This is a genomic window from Pseudomonas sp. FG29 (genome assembly GCF_057809355.1).
On record NZ_JBMDJU010000011.1, the window covers coordinates 87365 to 103140 of the forward strand.

Consider the following 15776-nt stretch of genomic DNA (forward strand, 5'->3'; position numbering starts at 1 on the left):
GGCCGCGCAGATTGCGCGGCCTTGTCGTTTCAGAAACTCTTGCCCAGGTTCAGGTACAACGCCTTTTCCCGTTCATCGTTGAGACCGTAGCTGAAGTTCAGCGGGCCGAGTGGCGTGTCGAGGCCGAGGAACACACTGGCGGCGTTGATGTAGCCGCTGTCGAAGGCATTGTCGTTGTTCCAGGCGCGACCACGCTCCAGCGACATGCCCAGGTACAGCGGGACATCCAGCGGCAGCAGCGAGTGCTGGGTCAGCCGGCGGTAGTACACCATGCGCGCCAGGGCCACGTTCTGCCCGCTCAGGGCATCCTGGCGAAAGCCTGACAGCTCCTGGGCGCCGCCGAGGACGAAGCCCGAGGTGACCACATCGGCTTCGTCCAGGGTGCGCCCGTAGCGGCCGCCGAAGATCCAGGTGTTGCGCTCGACGCTGAACGCCTTGCTCAGGTTCAGCTCCCATTGACGGTAGTCCTGATCGGAATCCAGCCCCTTGTCGTACTGGCGCAGCAGCAGACCGATTTCTTCGCCCTGTCGCGGGAAGTCGACGTTGTCCAGGGTGTCGAAGGAGTACTTCAGTTCGTAGTAGCCCTCGCTGAAGCTGAAGCTCGGCAGGTCGCGTTCGCCGACGCGTACGTCCGCTTCGCCCCAGGCCTGGCCGATGCCGAAGCGAATCTCGCCATTGTTGGCGATCTGCCGCCCGAGGTTGAGGCCGTAACCGTAGCGCTCAAGGCGGTATTCGGCGATGGGGTCGTTATCGAGGATGGCCTCGATGTTGCGCGACTCGCCCGCCAGGTAGGGTGCGATGAAGTAGCGCGAACCGGAGTCGAGCGGTTGGTAGAACTCGCTGTACAGCTCCTGGCGGTCGCCCAGTTGCACGCGCGTCAGCCATTCGGCACCGAGTTCGTTGATGCCGTTGATGCGGTAGCTGGCGCCGATGTTGAAGGCGCTGTCACCACGCATGTCGTCGGCGAGGTTCAGGCCGATGCGCAGGTAGTCGGTGCCGGTGCGCCGGCCGCGCGCGTCGATCACCAGTGCACTGCCACGCTCGTCCAGGGGCGTGATGCGGTATTGCACGCGTTCGAAGTAGTCGAGGCCGTAGAGCGTACCCATGTCCTTTTGCAGGCGTTCGAGATCCAGTGGCTGATTCAGCGGCTGACGGATGTGGCTGAGGATCACCGCGTCGCCGACCTTGGAGTCGTTCTCCACGCGGATTTCGCGGATCAGCGGGTTGCGCTGCTCACGCGAACGCGCCACGGCCAGCGCCGGGCTGCCGCCGCCCGGTTGGGCGAGGCGTGCCAGGGAGGCGGATAGCGCCTCGGTGGCACGGTAACCGGCGTCGATCATCTGCTCGGCCCGGTTGAAATCGGCCACGCCATAGCCGGCCAGCGGCGGGGTGATCAGTACGTCGTCCGGCGTCAGGGTCTTGAGTTGCTCTTCCGAGTTCTTGCGCGTCATCAGGGTGATCGACTGGTTCATCACGTCGACTACCGTGGTCAGTTCGTCGACCGGTCGCAGCGGGGTGCCCAGATCGACCACGATGACCCGGTCGACGCCCATCTGCCGGGCCACGTCGATGGGAATGTTGTTGACCATGCCACCGTCGACCAGCAGGCGGCCATCGAGCTCCACCGGAGCGAACACCGCCGGGATCGACATGCTGGCGCGCATCGCCTGCGGCAGGTGGCCGCTGCGCAGGATCACCTCTTCACCCGTGGCGATATCGGTGGCCACCGCATGGAAGGGGATCGGCAGGCGGTCGAAATTGCGCGTGTCGCTGCGGTGTACCAGCAGGGTTTCCAGGAGCATGGTCAGGTTCTGCCCCTGGATCACGCCCAGCGGCAGGCCCAGGCTGCCATCGTCACGAAAGCTGAGTTTCTGCTTGATCAGGAAATCGCGATCATCCTGCTTGCGGCGAAAGGGGATGTCCTCGCGCGGTGGAGAATCGGAGAGCGCCTGCTGCCAATCCAGCTGCAGCGCCAGCTGTTCCAGCTCATCAACCCGGTAACCGGCCGCATACAGCCCGCCGATGATGGCGCCCATGCTGGTGCCGGCGATGGCGTCGATGCGAACGCCCTGGCGTTCCAGCGACTTGAGCACGCCGATATGCGCCAGCCCGCGCGCGGCGCCGCCGGACAGCACCAGGCCGATACGCTCCTCGGCGTACGTCGGCAATGCAAGAAGGGCGAGGAAAATCAGCAGCGGGCGGAACAGGCGAGGCATGACGAATACCGGATTAGACGGGCACAAAGGCCGCTATTATAGGCACCCGCTTCGCCCATCAGAGCCTGCCCATGTCAGATCACAAGCCGGAAATCGTCATCACCTATTGCACCCAGTGCCAGTGGTTGCTGCGCGCCGCCTGGTTGGCCCAGGAGCTGCTCAGCACCTTCGCCGACGAACTGGGTCGGGTCAGCCTGGAACCGGGCACCGGCGGCGTGTTCCGCATCCTCTGCAATGGCGTACAGGTCTGGGAACGCAAGGCCGATAACGGCTTCCCCGAGGCCAAGGTGCTCAAGCAGCGCGTGCGCGATCTGATCGATCCGAGCCGCGATCTGGGGCACAACGACCGCGTGTAGCGCTGAGGCTGAGTCGCTCTCAACGCGCCAACCGTGCCGAGACGAAGATGGCACTGACGATCAGCAAGCCGCCTGCCAGCATGCGCAATGTCGGCTGCTCGCTGAACAGCCACCAGGCAAAGAGAATCCCGTAGACCGGCTCCAGAGCGAAGATCACCGCAGTGGTACGGGCCTTGAGCACGCGCAGGCTGGCGACGAACAGGCTGTGTGCCAGCCCCGTGCAGAAGATGCCGAGCAGGGCGATCCACAGCCAGTCCAGTGGCGTGACGCTCGGCACCACCGGCCAGGCCCAGGGCATGAAGCAGACGAATACCGCCAGATTCTGGTACAGCGCAGCCTGCACCGGGTCAATGCCGTGGGTGCTGGCGCGGTTGAGCAACGACAGCAGGGCGAACAGCAACCCCGATGCGATGGCCCAGAGCAGGCCGACGGTGGCACCGCTGGCCAGGCTGAATGCCGGTGTCACCAAGACCAGACCCAGGCAAACCAGGCCGACCATGGCGAACTCGATGGGCTGCGTGCGCTCGCGAAACAGCACGCCTTCCAGCAGTACGGTAAAGGCTGGGAAGCTGGCAAAGCCTAGGGTGGCGATGGCCACGCCGGAGACTTTCACCGCCTCGAAGAAAGTCACCCAATGCGCGCCCAACAGCAGGCCGCCGAGGCCGAGCAGAGCTGCCTGGCGCAGGCCTGGCCAGCCAAGCGTGCGGCGGCGCCAGAGCAGCAGGGCCAGGCCGAGTGCGAGTACGGCGAATACCGAGCGACCGGCGGCGATCATGTTTGGGGTGGTCTCGGCCAGTTTGCCGAAGATCCCGGCCAGGCCGAACATCAGCGCGCCAAGGTGAATTGCCAGCAGGGCGTTGCGTTGTTTCATGCCAGGCGCGCCCCGTTGGGCAGTGGCAGGTCAAAGCTAGCCAGCACCACGCGCCCGGCATCGTCATGGGCGCCGGTGACCAGAACCTCTGAGCGGATGCCGGCGATGCGTTTCGGTGGGAAATTGCATACGCAGAGCACTTGCCGGCCAATCAGGGCGGCACAGTCATAGTGGGCGGTGATCTGCGCGCTGGAGGTTTTCACGCCCAGTTCGCCGAGATCCACCTCCAGTACGTAGGCGGGCTTGATGGCTTTTTCATTGGGGCGGGCGCTGCGGATGGTGCCGACACGCAGCTCCACCTTTTCGAAATCCTGCCAGTCGATGGTTTGCATAAGGGACTCCTCGTTGATGCAGCGCAGTCTAGGCGCCGCATGCGGCAACGGTCTGTCGCGGGAGTAGCGGATTTTGTCGCCAGACTCTCGTACGAATCAGCGGTCACGGCGCAACTGGCGCGGAGTCGTGCCCAGGTGGCGGGAGAGGGCGGCAGTGAAGGCACTCTGCGAGTTGTAGCCGACCCGCGCGGCGATCTCTCCGACGGGCAGGTCGCTGCTGCGCAGCAGGTGCTCGGCCAGTTGCAGGCGGCGCTGGCGAACATGCTCCATCGGTGTGCGACCGGTTTCGGCGAGAAAGCGGGCATGCAGGCGCGCCACCGAGAGCCCGGCCAGGCACGCCAGGTCGGCCACTTGCAGCGGATGAGCGGCGTGCTGATCGATGTACTGATCGAGTGCCGCCAGGGGCAGCCGTCGTGACTCGGCCTCTGGCGCTGCGCAGGCCAGGCTGCCGAGCAGCAGGGCAGCGCCCTGGCCGGCGATCACCGGGTCGTTGATCGGGCTGTTGGCCAGCCAGTTGAGCAACTGGCCCTGGGCCGGCTCGAGTCGCAGCGCATGGGGTTTGTCCAGCAGCCGCTGGATGCGACTGGCGTGGTGGCCCAGTTGCCGCTCGATCCAGTCGTTGGCCGGCAGATCCAGCACCAGGCATTGGCTGCCGCGCGGACTGCCGCAGGTATGGCGCGCCTCGGCCGGTACCACCGTCAGGTGATGACGCAAGACCTGGCTGCCCTGGCCATCGACTTCGAACTGCAGCTCTCCGGCCAGGCCGAACACCAGTTGGGCGTGCTCATGGCTGTGGCTGAGCATTTCATGGCTGTAGTGACGCAGGGACAGGATCGGGAGCATGGCAGTTTCCTCGGCAGCGGCCGGAGTTTAACGCCTGCCCGCATCGAGTGCTGCGTTCATGCAATGGTCTTTTTCCTGTCATATGGCGTTCACCGCTACGCCTCAAGCTCGACTAAACCCAGCCGGAGGCCGCCTGTGACCCACGCCCAGCTCGCCAAGCCCAGCCGCAAGCAACGTGTTCGCACCCTGTGGATTTCCGACGTGCACCTCGGCACGCGAGATTGCCAGGCCGAACACCTGGCGGCCTTTCTCAAGCGCTATCACGCCGACCGCATCTATCTGGTGGGGGACATCATCGATGGTTGGAAGCTGCGAGGCGGCATCTACTGGCCGCAGGCGCACACCAACGTCATCCGCCGTCTGCTGACCATGAGCAAGCGCGGTACCGAGGTGGTCTACGTCACCGGCAACCACGACGAATTCCTGCGCCGTTATTCCAGCCTGCTGCTGGGCAATATCCAGCTGGTTGACGAGGCCGTGCACGTGACCGCCGACGGCCGCCGTCTGCTGGTGATCCACGGTGACCAGTTCGATGTGATCACCCGTTATCACCGCTGGCTGGCCTTCCTTGGCGACTCGGCCTACGAGTTCACCCTGACCCTCAATCGCTGGCTCAATCATTGGCGGCGCCGTTACGGTTACGGCTACTGGTCGCTGTCGGCCTACCTCAAGCACAAGGTCAAGACGGCGGTGAACTTCATCAGCGACTTCGAGGAAGCCATCGCTCACGAATGCGTCAAGCGTGGGCTTGATGGCGTGGTCTGCGGGCACATCCACCATGCCGAGATTCGTCAGGTCGGCAGCGTGGAGTACCTCAACTGCGGCGACTGGGTGGAGTCCTGCACGGCGCTGATCGAGCACTGGGACGGGCAGATCGAGCTGTATCGCCTGGCCGAGGCGCAGGCCCGCGAAGTCGAACAGGAACGCGCCGCCGCGTTGCTCGAGCCGGGCGCATGAGGATTCTGATCGTCAGCGATGCCTGGGCGCCGCAGGTCAACGGCGTGGTCACCAGTCTGGCCGCGCTGGTGCGTGAGCTGCGCGGCCTGGGGCATCAGGTGAAGCTGCTGTCGCCGGCCGATTTTCGCAGCCTGCCGTGCCCGACCTACCCGGAAATCCCGCTGGTGTGGGATCTTTGGCGCGTCGGCGCGGCGATTCGTGATTACCGTCCCGATTGCGTGCATATCGCCACCGAGGGCCCGCTGGGCTGGGCGGCGCGCCGTTGGCTGGGCAAGCGAGGGCTGGCCTTCTCCACGGCCATCCATACGCGCTTTCCCGAATACGTCAGTACCCGCTGGCCCTGGATCGAGCCACGCTGGGGCTATGCCTTTCTGCGCGCCTTCCATCGCCCCAGCCAGGCCGTATTGGTGACCACCGAGCGGCTGCGTGAGGAATTCGCCAGTTGGGACTTCGCTCGCCTGCAGCTATGGCGCAAGGGCGTCGATACTGCGCTGTTTCGCCCGGATGGCCAGCGCCTGCGGCCTGCGCGCCCGGTGTTCCTGTACGTCGGGCGCATTGCGGCGGAAAAAAATCTGCCAGCCTTTCTCGACCTGGATCTGCCGGGCGAGAAGTGGGTGGTGGGCGATGGCCCGCAACGTGAGGCGCTGCAGCGCCAGTATCCGCAGGTGCGCTTTCTCGGTTACCGCCATGGCCAGGCGCTGGCCGAGACCTATCAGGATGCTGCGGTGCTGGTCTTTCCTTCGCGCACCGATACCTATGGCCTGGTGATGTTGGAGGCGCTGGCCTGCGGCACGCCCGTGGCCGCCTATCCGGTGGCCGGACCGCTGGACGTGCTGCTGCCTGGGCAGAGCGGGGTGATGGACGAGGATCTGCGTGCGGCGTGCCTGAGCGCGCTGGAGCTGGATCGCGAGCGTTGCGCCGAACTGGCTGCCGCGCAATCCTGGCGCGCCTCGGCGTTGGAGTTCCTGGCGTTGCAGCCGTTGATCGATGGTGAGCCGGCTTTGCTGGGCGAGGCGTTGGCGGAGGGCTAGGGCGTACCGAGACGCCGACCGCTCGGAAGCAGTGCGTCGTTGGAGTGTTGGGCGTAGGTCGTGGTGCCGAGCCCGGCATGGACTGGCGGACTGTTCGCTGGCGCTCCTGAGTCCGCCCTACGCCCCTGGATCCGCCCGAGCGGTTGGCGCCCCGATCCGCCCTACAGAATGATCTTGTCGCGCAGTTTCTCGGCGGCCTGGTTGAGCGCCTGGATGACCCGTTCCTTGTCGTAGTTCTGGATGCCGTTGGTGTCCAGGTACATGGAGAAGCCTGGCAGCTCGTGCTCGACGTAGCTGGAGGTAGCGCCGAGGTCGCGGCGGAAGTCCACCACCTGGTAGATCTGCACAGGGCGGGTGAATCCCTTGACCGTGATCTGGCCCTTGTCTCGGCACATGATCACGTCCTTGATCAGCGAGTAGGCCTCGTGGGAGATGAGGATCTCGCCGGCTTCGGCGGCGCTTTCCAGGCGGCTGGCCAGGTTCACTTCGCGGCCGACGATGGTGTAGTCCATGCGCGTATCGGCGCCGAAGTTGCCCACCGTGCAGTAACCGGTGTTCAAACCCATGCGAATTTCCAGCGGCTTGGTGATGCCCTGGGCGCGCCATTGCTGGCGCAGCACCTTCATGTGCTTGCGCATGGCGATGGCCATCGACACCGCGGCTACGGCGTCCTTCTTGGCCCCCTGGCTGCTGGGGTCGCCGAAGAACACCATGACGCTGTCGCCGATGAACTTGTCGATGGTGCCGCCATATTTCAGGGCAATCTTCGACATCTCGTTGAGGTAGGTGTTGAGCAGGTCGGTCAGTTGCTCGGCTTCCAGCTCCTCGGACAGTTCGGTGAAACCCTTGATATCGGAGAAGAACACGGTGAGCTTCTTGCGCTGGGTCTCCAGGCGCACGCTCTTCTTGCCGCTGAAGATCGACTCCCACACTTGCGGCGACAGGTATTTAGCCAGGTTGCGCGCCAGGCGCGCGGCCTTTTCCTGCTCACGCTTGATCTCGACCCGCGCCTGAGCCAGACGCAGCCCCTGCTGGTGCATGAAGTAGGCGGTGATGCCGATGTACAGCGTGGTGAAGAAAATGCTCACCACACTGACCGTAGGTGGAGTGCTGAAGTTTGGCTGTGGGTGGAGCACGGCGGTGCACAGTACGCTGGCACTGAGGGTCACCAGCACGGCGATGCCGAAGTAACGCAGCCCGCCGATGAGCAGTGCGCTGAAACTCAGAATCAGCAGGAGCATCGAACTGGGCACGCTGGAGAAGCCCAGCAGAGCAGCGGAGGCGCCGACATGCAGGGCATCGATGAACAGCAAGGTCAGGTCGGTCTGCTGCGGATGATCGTTCTTGAAGCGGCGACTGACCTGATGAGCCAGGTGTGGATAGAGCAGGGCGTAAGGCACCATCCACAGGATGTCGTAGGTGAAATGGCCCACTGCAGTGCCGGCAGCAATGCTGGCCGCCGTGGTGATGTAGGCGAGAACGCGGGAATAATATTCGCGCAATGGCGGCGTCGGCAGACTGCTGGATCGGCTGGATGTGGCTGACTTCATTCGCGCTAGGGATCCCTGATTGAGCGCCTCTTGTCGGGCGTCTGAACGGTCTGCAACACCCGCGCTAGAGCGCGGATGGGGCGAGGATCATAACCAAGCGGGGAGGAAGCAGCCAAGCATCACCGCCGAACGGCACAGTGCCAGCATCTCGGCGGTCGTGCTGAGCCTAGGGGATTGTTGCCTGTTCGTGGCGAGCCCTAGAAGCGAATACGGCCAGTGAAGGCATCCTTGAGCATCACCCAGTCGCCCATCAGGCTGTAGAGCGGGTAGTCGAAGGTGGCCGGGCGGTTCTTCTCGAAGACGAAGTGGCCGACCCAGGCGAAGCCGTAGCCAGCCAGCGGCATGGCCAGCAACCACAGCCAGTGCTGGGTGAGCAGGGCGTAGGCGAGGATCGCCAGTACCAGCAGGCTGCCGACATAGTGCAGGCGGCGGCAGGTGGCGTTGCTGTGCTCCTGCAGGTAGTAGGGGTAGAACTCGGCGAAGCTCTGGAAGCGTTCGGTGGTTTGAGCGGTCATGGCGCACCTCCTGTTATTGTCGGCCTTAGTGTAGAGGAGCTGTCTCCATGGGCCACTGACTTACGGTGCCAGTCTTGTATCCTTGCGCCGCCAGCCCGTGCAAAACCACAAGAACAACACCATGACCGAAAGAACCACATCCTCCAGTTGGGCCATGGCCATCGTCCAGGCGCTGGAACTCGGTGGCGTCGATTGCCGCAGCCTGTTCGCCGAGCTGGAGCTGGATTACGCGGCGTTGAGCGACCCGGACGCGCGTTTCCCGCAGGATCGCATGACCCGCCTGTGGCAACGCGCCGTCGAGCTGTCGGGCGACTCGGCCATCGGCCTGAACATGGCGCAGGTGGTGCGTCCGGCCTCCTTCCATGTGGTCGGCTACGCCTTGATGTCCAGCCGCAACCTGCGTGATGGCTTCACTCGCCTGGTGCGTTATCAGCGCATCATCGGCGAGGGTGCCGACCTTCATCTGCTGGCGCAGCCCGACGGTTACGCGCTGACATTGGCTATTCACGGCGACCGCCTGCCCGCCGCCCGGCAAAGCGCCGAGGCTTCGCTGGCCTATTGCCTGGCGTTCTGCCGCTGGCTGACCGGCAAGCCCCTGCAGCCGCGCGAGGTGCGCCTGCAAAGCCCGACGCCGCGAGACCTGGCGCGTTACCAGGCGGTATTTCAGGCTCCGCTGCGTTTCAATGCCGAGCAGGATGCGCTGATCTTCGCGCGCGCCGACCTGGAGGCGCCATTGCCGAGCGCCAACGAAGCGCTGGCGCAATTGCATGATCGTTTCGCCGGGGAGTATCTGGCGCGTTTTTCCGGCAGCCGCGTGACTCATCAGGCGCGCCAGGTGCTGTGCCGATTGTTGCCGCAGGGCGAGCCACGGCGGGAAGTGGTGGCGCAACAACTGCACCTGTCGCAGCGCACCTTGCAGCGGCGCCTGCAGGAGGAGGGCACCAGCTTCCAGCAACTGCTCGACGAGACGCGCCGCGAACTGGCCGAGCAGTATCTGCAGCAGGTCAATCTGACCTTGCTGGAAATCGCTTATCTGCTGGGCTTTGCCGATTCGAGCAATTTCTTCCGGGCGTTTCGTCGCTGGTTCGGGCAAACGCCCGGTGAGTACCGTGCAGCTATGCTGGGCGAGGGGCTCAGTGACGCCAGAACGCCGGGAACACCAGCACCAGCACGGTAAGAATCTCCAGGCGGCCGAGCAGCATGCCCAGCGTCAGTACCCACTTGGCCAGATCCGGAATGTTGGCGTAGTTGCCAGCCGGGCCGACCATCTCGCCCATGCCAGGGCCGACGCCGGAGACCATTGCGGCGGCGCCGGTCAGCGAGGTGATCCAGTCCACGCCGCACATGGCCACGGCCAGCGCCAGAACGGCGATGGTGATGGTGTAGAAGAAGGCGAAGGCAAGAATCGAGCGGACGATGTCCTCGTCGAGACGGTGGCCGTTGTACTGCTGCTTGAGTACTGCGCGCGGATGGATCAGCAGGCGCAGGTTGGCCTTGAGCAGGATATAGGCGACCTGGAATCGGAAGATCTTCAGGCCGCCGGCTGTGGAGCCGGAGCAGCCGCCGACGAAGCCCAGGTAGAAGAACATCATGCTGGCGAAGGGACCCCACAGGTGGTAGTCGCCCACGGCGAAACCGGTGGTGGTCATGATCGAGGTGATGTTTACCGCCACCAGGCGCAGCGCATCGAACCAGTGCAGGTCGGTGGTCAGCCACTTCCAGGACGCCAGAACCAGCCAACTGCCGACCAGCAGCAGGAGGAAGCCGCGTACCTGTGCATCGCGCAGCAGCGGCCGATAGTTGCCACGCAGTGCCGTGACATAGAGCACGAAGGGCAGGCTGCCAAGCACCATGACCAGCACCGCCACCCAGTGGATGGCCGGTTGCTGCCAGTGGCCCAGCGAGGCATCGGAGGTGGAGAAACCGCCGGTGGCGATGGCCGACATGGCGTGGTTGATCGAGTCGAACAGGCCCATGCCGGCCAGCCAGAAGGCCGTCACGGCCAGGGCGCTGAGGCCGACATAGGCCAGCACCATGTACTTGGCGACCATGTGCGAGCGCGGCATGACCTTTTTCGAGCGATCCGAGGATTCGGTCTGGAACAGGCGCATGCCACCGATGCGCAGCATCGGCAGGATCGCCACGGCCATGGCGATGAAGCCGATGCCGCCGAGCCAGTGCAGCAGTGAGCGCCAGATCAGGGTGCCGGGCGACATCTCGTCGAGGCCGCTGAACACCGTGGCGCCGGTGGCGGTGATGCCGGACATGCTCTCGAAATAGGCATCGGTGATGCTCGCCCGCTCGGCGAAGAGGAACGGCAGCGCAGCGAAGATCGACACCATCACCCAGCTCGACACGGTCAGCATGTACATGTCGCGTGGGCGCAGGTTGGTCTGCTGTGGGCGACCCTGGGCGACCATCGCCATCCCCGTCAGGGCGGTGATCAGGCTAGACCAGAGGAAGGCGTTGATTTCCTGCGGGCGCTCGAAGACCAGCAAGGTCACAACCGGCACCAGCATGCTCAGGGCCAGGGTGATGAGAAAGATGCCGTTGATGAACGCCAGAATGCGCAGGCTGGAAAGGGGCATGGGTCAGTGTTTCCAGAAACTGCGGGTGATCAGCACCAACACGGTGAGGATTTCCAGACGTCCAAGCAGCATGCCGATGGTCAGCAGCCACTTGGCCGAATCCGGCAGGCTGGCGAAGTTGCCGGCCGGGCCGATGATCGGGCCGAGGCCCGGGCCGACGTTGCACACGGCAGTGGCTGCGCCCGTGAGTGCGGTGATCCAGTCCAGCCCGGTAAGGGTCAGAGCCAGGGCCAGCACGCCGATGGTGATGGTAAAGAAGAACGAGAAGGTGATCAGCGAGCGGACGATTTCCTCGTCCAGATTGTGGTTGTTGTACTGCTGCTTGATCACCGCGCGTGGGTGCACCAACTGCATCAGGTTGGCCTTGAGTAGCACGTAGGCGACCTGGAAACGGAAGATCTTCAGACCGCCGGAGGTCGAGCCCGAGCAACCGCCGACGAAGGTCAGGTAGAAGAACAGCAGCACGGAGAAACTGCCCCAGGTGGTGTAGTCGCCCAGGGCGAAGCCGGTCGTGGTGACCACCGAGGTGACGTTCACCGCGACGATGCGGAAGGCGTCGAGCCAGGCGTAATCGGAGTTGAGCCACAGCCAGGTGCCGAACACCAGCCAGGTCAGCAGCAGGAAACCGAGAAACCCCCGTACCTGATGATCGCGCAGCAGCGCATGGCGATTGCCGCGCACGAAGGCGACGTAGAGCATGAAGGGCATGCCGCCGAGCAGCATCAGCACCACCGCGACCCAATGCACGGCCGGTTGTTGCCAGTTCGCCAGCGAGGCGTCGGAGGTGGAGAAACCGCCGGTGGAAATCGCAGCCATCGAGTGGTTGATGGCCTCGAAGGGCGTCATGCCGGCGATCCAGAAGGCGATGAAGCCGAGCAGGGTCAAGGCGATATAGATCAGCAGCAGGTACTTGGCGGCCATGTGCGAACGCGGCATGACCTTCTCGCCCCAGTCCGAGGACTCGGTCTGGAACAGGCGCATGCCACCGACGCGCAGCAGCGGCAGGATCGCCACCGCCATGCCGATGAAGCCGATGCCGCCGAGCCAGTGCAGCATCGAGCGCCAGATCAGGATACCGGGGGACATGTGATCCAGGCCGACCAGCACGGTCGAGCCGGTGGTTGTGATGCCGGACATGGTCTCGAAGAAGGCGTCGGTGTAGCTGATGTGCGCGATCAGCGTCATCGGCAGGGCGGCGAAGCAGCACACCACGCTCCAACTGGCGGTGGTCAGCAGGTACATGTCGCGCGGGCGCAGTTGCGCATTCTGCGGGCGCCCGGGGATGACCAGGGCGAGACCGACGATCAGGGTGATCAGGCTGGACCAGAGGAAGGCGCTGAGGTCTTCGGGGTGTTCGAAGACCAGCAGAGTCAGCATGGGGATGACCATGCTAAGTGCCAGAGTGATCAGGAATATGCCGATGATGAAACCGATGATACGCAGCGTCGGCAAGGCCATGGGGCAAGGGCTCTGGCGGGTTACGGAAAAGGCGCCATTCTACCTGTGGCCCGCTGCCTGTAAACCGCTATCAAGGCGCTCTGGAAAAACCGGGTGATGACTGCGCAGGCGGGGGCTTTACAAGGTCATGGCCGTGCATAGAATAGCCGCCAGCCACCGGCGTCCGCCGGTTTCCGAGCCTTCTCGTCATGTCCGAAAGCAATCCCTGTCTCACGTGCGGCGCCTGCTGCGCGTTCTTTCGTGTGTCCTTCTTCTGGGGCGAATGCCAATCGGCCGGCGGTAGCGTGCCGGACGAGCAGGTCATCCAGATCAGCCCTCACTACGTCGCCATGCGGGGCACCGAAGTTAAGCCGGCGCGCTGCACGCAACTGCTGGGCGATGTCGGCTGTGGCGTGCGCTGCACCATGTACGAGCAGCGCTCCAGCAGTTGCCGGGAATTCGAGGCGTCCTGGGAGAACGGTGTGCACAACCCGCGCTGCGACGATGCGCGTCGGGCGCACGGCTTGCCGCCCCTGACGCCGCCGGTACAGCCGGTGATATCCCCGGATCGGGTGGCCTGAAAGCGGCTGCAGGCAACAGGCTATAGGCCTCGTGGTAACAAGCAGGGCTTGCTGCCGTTCGCTTGCAGCGTTGAGAATGCGCCATTCCTGAATTCTGGAGGTGGCCCATGGACGCGCTCGACGCCTTGTTCAACCGTGTTTCCGTTCCTCGTCTGGTAGAGCCTGCTCCTACGGCAGAGCAGCGCCAGGCACTGTTTCGCGCCGCTTTGCGTGCTCCGGATCACGGCCAACTGCGCCCGTGGCGTTTTCTCACCGTTGAAGGTGAAGCACGGGTACGCATGGGTGAGTTGTTCGCCGAGGCGCTGAGCGTCGGCAATGCCGAGGCATCGGCGGAAGCGCTGAACAAGGCGCGCGGTATGCCGTTGCGCGCGCCCTTGCTGGTGGTGGTGATCGCGCGGCTGCAGGCCCATGCCAAGGTGCCGGAGTCGGAACAACTGCTCGCCGCAGGTTGTGCGGCTCACGGCATGTTGCTCGCCGCTCATGCGCAAGGCCTGGGCGCGGTCTGGCGCACTGGCGACATGGCCTATGACGCGCATGTCGCGCAGGGGCTGGGGCTGAGCGCCGACGAGCGCATCGTCGCCTATCTTTACCTCGGCACCCCTGAACGTGAATTGCGCCAGCCCCCAGAGCTGGCCGTCGAGGACTTCGTCAGCACCTGGAACGGCTGATCCGCACGCTCAGGCGCGGTTTGGCTGCGCTGCGCTGGGTAGATCGAGCGTGGCAACGAAACCGCCATCCGGATGATTGCTCAGCAGCAGTTCACCACCGTGGCGCTGCGCTGCACGCCTGGCGATGGCCAGGCCCAGGCCATGCCCCGGGCTGCTCTGCCCGGGCGCACGAAAAAACGGCTTGCCCAGTTCCTGCAGGTATTCCTCGGCAGCGCCAGGGCCATGGTCGCGCACGCTGAGGTGCAAGCGTGCGCCGACACGCTGCGCGCTGATCTCGATCGGCTGATCGCCTGGGTTGAAGCGCAATGCGTTGCGCAGCAGGTTGTCAAGCGCGCGCTCTAACATGTCCGGCCAGCCCTGTAGCGGCAAGGCTTCATCGCTCTCGATCAGCATCTGCTGCTGCGGTGCACTGAGGCGGGCGTCGTCCTGCAGCTTGGCGAGGATGGTCGTGATCTCGATGGGTTGCGCTGCCCCAGGGTCGGCATCCAGGCGCGCGAGTTCGAGGATTTCGCTGATCAGCGCTTCCAGCCGGTCGCACTCCTGATTGAGGCGCGGCCAGAGCTTCTCGCGCTCTGCTGGCTCGGCGCGTTCGGCCAGCGCCAGGGCGATGCGCAGACGGGCCAGGGGCGAGCGTAGTTCATGGGAAACATCGCGCAGCAACTGGCGCTGGCTGCCGATCAGCCCTTGCAGCCGTTCGCCCATACGGTTGAAGTCCTTGGCCAGTAGGCCCAGTTCGTCGCGTCGCGTAGCCAGGCGGGCCAGGCTGTTCTGCTGGTAGGTGGTCTGCCCCAGATCGTGCACGGCACCGCGCAGGCGATCCAGCGGGCGGGTGATCGACAGGGTCAGCAGCAGGCTGAACAGGGTCAGCACCACCAGGGCGATGATCAGTGCGCTGAGTGGCCAGAACAGGCTGTCGCGGTGCCAGGCTGCCAGTTCCGGGTGGGGAATGCGGTAGATGAACAGATAGGTTTCGCCGTTCGCACTGCTGTACTCGGTGGTCAACTGGCGCCAGGGCAGCGGACGATCGCGATTGCGCTGTTCGAATGCGGCGGCGCGCGGCGGGAAGGTGCCCTTGACCAGAGGCAGGCCGTTCTCGCCGATGACCTGGGTATCGATGCGGTATTGGCGCTTGCGTTCCTCGAGAAAACGTTGGGCGGCACGCTCTCCGCGTTGTTCGTAAAGCTCGGCCCACTGTTGATCGAGGCCATCCAGGCCCGGATGCTGGCTGAGAATCCAGGCGTCCTGGTTGAGTGCGCGGCCCAGCAGCATGGAAAGCCCGGCAACCAGAGCGATGGCCAGCCAGAAGGTGGCGAGGATGCGCCAGAACAGTGAACGCACGGAGTGTCCTCATGCAGAAGCCGCCGGGCTTATGGAGCGCGGCGGCGGTGAGTTCGATTGGCTGCAGCGTGATCAGCTGGCCTTCTTGTCCTTCTCGGCTTTCCAGGCCTTGAATTCTTCCATCTCGGCGCGACGGGCTTCCATCTTCTTCTGGTGCTCGTCGAAGGCTTTCTGCTGCTCGGGGTTGAGCAGGGCGCGCAGGGCTTTGTGATGCTCGTCACGGGCCTTGTCGAGATCCTTCTTCATGGCCTGTTTTTCCGCTTCCGGCAGCTTGTCCAGATAACGGCGGGTGATGTCATGGCGGCTCTTCATTTCGTCGCCCATCAGCTTGCGAACTTCCTGGCGCTGCTCCTTGCTCAGATTCAGCTCCTTGAACATTTCCGGGCCGCGCTCATGCGGACGCGGGCCGCCGTCGGGCATGGCCATGGCCAGAGTCGGCAGGGTGGCGGCGAACAGCAGGGCGGTGAGTGTCTTGCGCATGGTGATTCTCCTC

The 15776-nt window shown here is 64.4% G+C and carries 16 protein-coding genes; 6 read left to right on the plus strand and 10 right to left on the minus strand.

The window, feature by feature from the left end:
- Nucleotides 1–29: 29 nt before the first annotated feature.
- Entirely contained in the window at nucleotides 30–2216 is a 2187-nt protein-coding gene (locus tag ACODS1_RS13460) for a patatin-like phospholipase family protein (protein ID WP_489086047.1), read from the minus strand.
- A gap of 71 nt (nucleotides 2217–2287) precedes the next feature.
- On the opposite strand from ACODS1_RS13460, the gene ACODS1_RS13465 reads away from it, so the two are divergent.
- Nucleotides 2288–2572 (plus strand): Rdx family protein, encoded by a 285-nt coding sequence (locus tag ACODS1_RS13465; RefSeq protein ID WP_489086048.1) that lies wholly within the window; start codon nucleotides 2288–2290, stop codon nucleotides 2570–2572.
- Nucleotides 2573–2591: 19 nt separating this feature from the next.
- Here ACODS1_RS13465 and ACODS1_RS13470 read toward each other — a convergent pair whose 3' ends face one another.
- The 3 genes from ACODS1_RS13470 to ACODS1_RS13480 all read right to left on the minus strand — a co-directional run bounded on the left by ACODS1_RS13470 (nucleotide 2592) and on the right by ACODS1_RS13480 (nucleotide 4618).
- A complete protein-coding gene (locus tag ACODS1_RS13470; RefSeq protein WP_489086049.1) occupies nucleotides 2592–3443 on the minus strand; it encodes a DMT family transporter in 852 nt (283 codons plus the stop codon).
- Nucleotides 3440–3775, minus strand: coding sequence for a tRNA-binding protein (locus tag ACODS1_RS13475; protein ID WP_322982001.1), 336 nt, complete (start codon nucleotides 3773–3775; stop codon nucleotides 3440–3442). The genes ACODS1_RS13470 and ACODS1_RS13475 overlap by 4 nt, the downstream gene beginning before the upstream one ends.
- 96 nt (nucleotides 3776–3871) lie before the next feature.
- The gene (locus ACODS1_RS13480; protein WP_489086050.1) at nucleotides 3872–4618 is read right to left on the minus strand and encodes a helix-turn-helix domain-containing protein; all 747 of its coding nucleotides are present in this window, start codon (nucleotides 4616–4618) and stop codon (nucleotides 3872–3874) included.
- Nucleotides 4619–4753: 135 nt separating this feature from the next.
- Here ACODS1_RS13480 and ACODS1_RS13485 point away from each other — a divergent pair, with 135 nt between their 5' ends.
- Both ACODS1_RS13485 and ACODS1_RS13490 read left to right on the plus strand, forming a co-directional pair.
- The gene (locus tag ACODS1_RS13485) at nucleotides 4754–5575 is read left to right on the plus strand and encodes a UDP-2,3-diacylglucosamine diphosphatase (RefSeq protein ID WP_489086051.1); all 822 of its coding nucleotides are present in this window, start codon (nucleotides 4754–4756) and stop codon (nucleotides 5573–5575) included.
- Nucleotides 5572–6606, plus strand: coding sequence for a glycosyltransferase family 4 protein (locus ACODS1_RS13490; protein ID WP_489086052.1), 1035 nt, complete (start codon nucleotides 5572–5574; stop codon nucleotides 6604–6606). Before ACODS1_RS13485 ends, ACODS1_RS13490 begins: the two co-directional genes overlap by 4 nt.
- Before the next feature lie 161 nt (nucleotides 6607–6767).
- Here ACODS1_RS13490 and ACODS1_RS13495 read toward each other — a convergent pair whose 3' ends face one another.
- Nucleotides 6768–8156 carry an adenylate/guanylate cyclase domain-containing protein gene (locus tag ACODS1_RS13495; RefSeq protein WP_322981997.1) on the minus strand — a complete coding sequence of 463 codons (1389 nt, stop codon included), beginning with the start codon at nucleotides 8154–8156 and terminating at the stop codon, nucleotides 6768–6770.
- A gap of 197 nt (nucleotides 8157–8353) precedes the next feature.
- Complete coding sequence (locus tag ACODS1_RS13500) at nucleotides 8354–8671, minus strand: Mpo1-like protein (RefSeq protein ID WP_489086053.1); 318 nt, start codon at nucleotides 8669–8671, stop codon at nucleotides 8354–8356.
- Nucleotides 8672–8792: 121 nt separating this feature from the next.
- Between ACODS1_RS13500 and ACODS1_RS13505 the strand changes: the two genes are divergently transcribed.
- Complete coding sequence (locus ACODS1_RS13505; protein WP_489086054.1) at nucleotides 8793–9848, plus strand: AraC family transcriptional regulator; 1056 nt, start codon at nucleotides 8793–8795, stop codon at nucleotides 9846–9848.
- On the opposite strand, the gene ACODS1_RS13510 is transcribed toward ACODS1_RS13505, so the two are convergent.
- Nucleotides 9805–11259, minus strand: coding sequence for a TrkH family potassium uptake protein (locus ACODS1_RS13510; RefSeq protein ID WP_489086055.1), 1455 nt, complete (start codon nucleotides 11257–11259; stop codon nucleotides 9805–9807). The two genes, ACODS1_RS13505 and ACODS1_RS13510, sit on opposite strands and share 44 nt — an antisense overlap.
- Before the next feature lie 3 nt (nucleotides 11260–11262).
- Complete coding sequence (locus ACODS1_RS13515; protein ID WP_322981993.1) at nucleotides 11263–12717, minus strand: TrkH family potassium uptake protein; 1455 nt, start codon at nucleotides 12715–12717, stop codon at nucleotides 11263–11265.
- A 188-nt stretch (nucleotides 12718–12905) separates the two neighbouring features.
- Here ACODS1_RS13515 and ACODS1_RS13520 point away from each other — a divergent pair, with 188 nt between their 5' ends.
- On the plus strand, nucleotides 12906–13277 hold the full coding sequence (locus ACODS1_RS13520) for a YkgJ family cysteine cluster protein (RefSeq protein ID WP_489086056.1): 372 nt from the start codon (nucleotides 12906–12908) through the stop codon (nucleotides 13275–13277).
- A 107-nt stretch (nucleotides 13278–13384) separates the two neighbouring features.
- The gene (locus ACODS1_RS13525) at nucleotides 13385–13945 is read left to right on the plus strand and encodes a nitroreductase family protein (RefSeq protein WP_489086057.1); all 561 of its coding nucleotides are present in this window, start codon (nucleotides 13385–13387) and stop codon (nucleotides 13943–13945) included.
- Between the two features lie 9 nt (nucleotides 13946–13954).
- Here ACODS1_RS13525 and ACODS1_RS13530 read toward each other — a convergent pair whose 3' ends face one another.
- Both ACODS1_RS13530 and ACODS1_RS13535 read right to left on the minus strand, forming a co-directional pair.
- Entirely contained in the window at nucleotides 13955–15283 is a 1329-nt protein-coding gene (locus ACODS1_RS13530) for a sensor histidine kinase (protein ID WP_489086058.1), read from the minus strand.
- A gap of 72 nt (nucleotides 15284–15355) precedes the next feature.
- Nucleotides 15356–15763 carry a Spy/CpxP family protein refolding chaperone gene (locus ACODS1_RS13535; protein WP_322981989.1) on the minus strand — a complete coding sequence of 136 codons (408 nt, stop codon included), beginning with the start codon at nucleotides 15761–15763 and terminating at the stop codon, nucleotides 15356–15358.
- Between the last annotated feature and the right edge of the window lie 13 nt (nucleotides 15764–15776).

Bases quoted from the DNA above. Each gene is read 5' to 3' on its own strand.
- ACODS1_RS13500 (WP_489086053.1), bottom strand. From the start codon at position 8,671: ATGACCGCTCAAACCACCGAACGCTTCCAGAGCTTCGCCGAGTTCTAC.
- ACODS1_RS13475 (WP_322982001.1), bottom strand. From the start codon at position 3,775: ATGCAAACCATCGACTGGCAGGATTTCGAAAAGGTGGAGCTGCGTGTC.
- ACODS1_RS13515 (WP_322981993.1), bottom strand. From the start codon at position 12,717: ATGGCCTTGCCGACGCTGCGTATCATCGGTTTCATCATCGGCATATTC.
- ACODS1_RS13505 (WP_489086054.1), top strand. From the start codon at position 8,793: ATGACCGAAAGAACCACATCCTCCAGTTGGGCCATGGCCATCGTCCAG.
- ACODS1_RS13460 (WP_489086047.1), bottom strand. From the start codon at position 2,216: ATGCCTCGCCTGTTCCGCCCGCTGCTGATTTTCCTCGCCCTTCTTGCA.
- ACODS1_RS13520 (WP_489086056.1), top strand. From the start codon at position 12,906: ATGTCCGAAAGCAATCCCTGTCTCACGTGCGGCGCCTGCTGCGCGTTC.
- ACODS1_RS13480 (WP_489086050.1), bottom strand. From the start codon at position 4,618: ATGCTCCCGATCCTGTCCCTGCGTCACTACAGCCATGAAATGCTCAGC.
- ACODS1_RS13525 (WP_489086057.1), top strand. From the start codon at position 13,385: ATGGACGCGCTCGACGCCTTGTTCAACCGTGTTTCCGTTCCTCGTCTG.
- ACODS1_RS13470 (WP_489086049.1), bottom strand. From the start codon at position 3,443: ATGAAACAACGCAACGCCCTGCTGGCAATTCACCTTGGCGCGCTGATG.
- ACODS1_RS13490 (WP_489086052.1), top strand. From the start codon at position 5,572: ATGAGGATTCTGATCGTCAGCGATGCCTGGGCGCCGCAGGTCAACGGC.
- ACODS1_RS13535 (WP_322981989.1), bottom strand. From the start codon at position 15,763: ATGCGCAAGACACTCACCGCCCTGCTGTTCGCCGCCACCCTGCCGACT.
- ACODS1_RS13465 (WP_489086048.1), top strand. From the start codon at position 2,288: ATGTCAGATCACAAGCCGGAAATCGTCATCACCTATTGCACCCAGTGC.
- ACODS1_RS13495 (WP_322981997.1), bottom strand. From the start codon at position 8,156: ATGAAGTCAGCCACATCCAGCCGATCCAGCAGTCTGCCGACGCCGCCA.
- ACODS1_RS13510 (WP_489086055.1), bottom strand. From the start codon at position 11,259: ATGCCCCTTTCCAGCCTGCGCATTCTGGCGTTCATCAACGGCATCTTT.